This is a genomic window from Sphingobacterium arenae (assembly GCF_014692505.1).
Taxonomy (GTDB): domain Bacteria; phylum Bacteroidota; class Bacteroidia; order Sphingobacteriales; family Sphingobacteriaceae; genus Sphingobacterium; species Sphingobacterium arenae.
Window position 1 is genome coordinate 1 of the sequence record NZ_JACNYK010000013.1, and the last position, 1907, is coordinate 1907.

Annotated in this window: 2 rRNA genes; both read left to right on the top strand. The window is 54.1% G+C overall.

Annotated features, from left to right (window positions below):
- A 23S ribosomal RNA gene (locus H8B17_RS20475) occupies positions 1-1687 on the top strand; the annotation flags it as partial.
- Between the two features lie 70 nt (positions 1688-1757).
- A 5S ribosomal RNA gene (gene rrf / locus H8B17_RS20480) occupies positions 1758-1869 on the top strand.
- The last annotated feature ends 38 nt before the right edge of the window (positions 1870-1907 follow it).

The following is a 1907-nucleotide window of genomic DNA, read 5'->3' on the forward strand; positions in this document are numbered from 1 at the left end:
ATCTACCATTGGTAGGGGAGCATTCCATGTGGGGTGAATGGAGGGGGCGACCTTTCCTGGACTGCATGGAAAAGCAAATGTAGGCATGAGTAACGATAAGGCGGGTGGGAAACCCGCCCACCGAAAGACCAAGGTTTCCTGATCAACGCTAATCGGATCAGGGTCAGTCGGGTCCTAAGGACCAGCCGAAGGGCGATGTCCGATGGGCAACGGGTTAATATTCCCGTACTCTTATATACTGCGATGCGGTGACGTAGTCGTGACACTGCCGCGCACTGACGGAATAGTGCGTTGAAGGGCGTAGGTATAGTCTATGTAGGCAAATCCGCATAGACTGCTGAACCCCGACAGTACTGCAAAGCTTCGGCTGCGCAGATAGTGCAGGTAATCTTGCTACCGAGAAAACCCGCTAAGCTCCAGGTATATAAGACCCGTACCGCAAACCGACACAGGTGGTCGGGGTGAGAATCCTAAGGTGCTCGAGTTAACCATGGCTAAGGAACTCGGCAAAATGGCCCTTTAACTTCGGGATAAGGGGCGCTTCCTCCAGTGATGGAGAAGCCGCAGTGAAAAGGCCCAGGCGACTGTTTAACAAAAACATATGGCTTTGCGAAATCGCAAGATGAAGTATAAGGCCTGACACCTGCCCGGTGCCGGAAGGTTAAGAGGGGATGTCATCGCAAGAGAAGCATTGAATCGAAGCCCCGGTAAACGGCGGCCGTAACTATAACGGTCCTAAGGTAGCGAAATTCCTTGTCGGGTAAGTTCCGACCTGCACGAATGGTGTAACGATCTGGGCGCTGTCTCAGCCATGGGCTCGGTGAAATTGTGGTGCCGGTGAAGACGCCGGCTACCCGCAACGGGACGGAAAGACCCCATGAACCTTCACTATAGCTTAACATTGTGAATCTGTACGGGATGTGTAGGATAGGCGGGAGATGTTGAAGGGTGTTCGCCAGGACATCTGGAATCGACGTTGAAATACCGCCCTTTCCGTACGGGTTCCCTAACCCCGCTGAGCGGGGGACATTGTTTGGTGGGTAGTTTGACTGGGGTGGTCGCCTCCAAAAAGGTAACGGAGGCTTTCAAAGGTAAGCTCAGTACGCTTGGTAACCGTACGCGGAGTGCAATGGCAAAAGCTTGCTTGACTGTGGGGCCTACAAGCCGATCAGGGTCGAAAGACGGACATAGTGATCCGGTGGTTCCGTATGGAAGGGCCATCGCTCAAAGGATAAAAGGTACTCTGGGGATAACAGGCTGATCTCCCCCAAGAGCTCATATCGACGGGGAGGTTTGGCACCTCGATGTCGGCTCGTCACATCCTGGGGCTGGAGAAGGTCCCAAGGGTTGGGCTGTTCGCCCATTAAAGTGGCACGCGAGCTGGGTTCAGAACGTCGCGAGACAGTTCGGTCCCTATCTGTTGTGGGCGTTGGAAGTCTGAGTGGGTCTGGCCTTAGTACGAGAGGACCGGGCTGGACGCACCTCTGGTGAACCAGTTATGCCGCCAGGTGTACTGCTGGGTAGCTACGTGCGGTTAGGATAAGCGCTGAAAGCATCTAAGTGCGAAACCGGCCACGAGATTAGGCTTCCTTACAGGGCCGTGGGAGACTACCACGTCGATAGGCCGCAGGTGTAAAGATGGAGACATCACAGCTGAGCGGTACTAATAGCCCGAAGCTTTCCGCGCCGGAGATTTCCTGTGTCCTCTTCTGCTGTTTCTCTTTTGTATCCCTAAATATGTCGATCATCAAGGTCTTTCAGGTGCCTATATCGGCGGTGTCTACCTCTTCCCATTCCGAACAGAGCAGTCAAGCCCGCCAGAGCCGATGGTACTGCCGTAACAGGTGGGAGAGTAGGTCGGTGCCGATCTTTATACAGAGCCCCTGCAGCATATGCAGGGGCTTTTT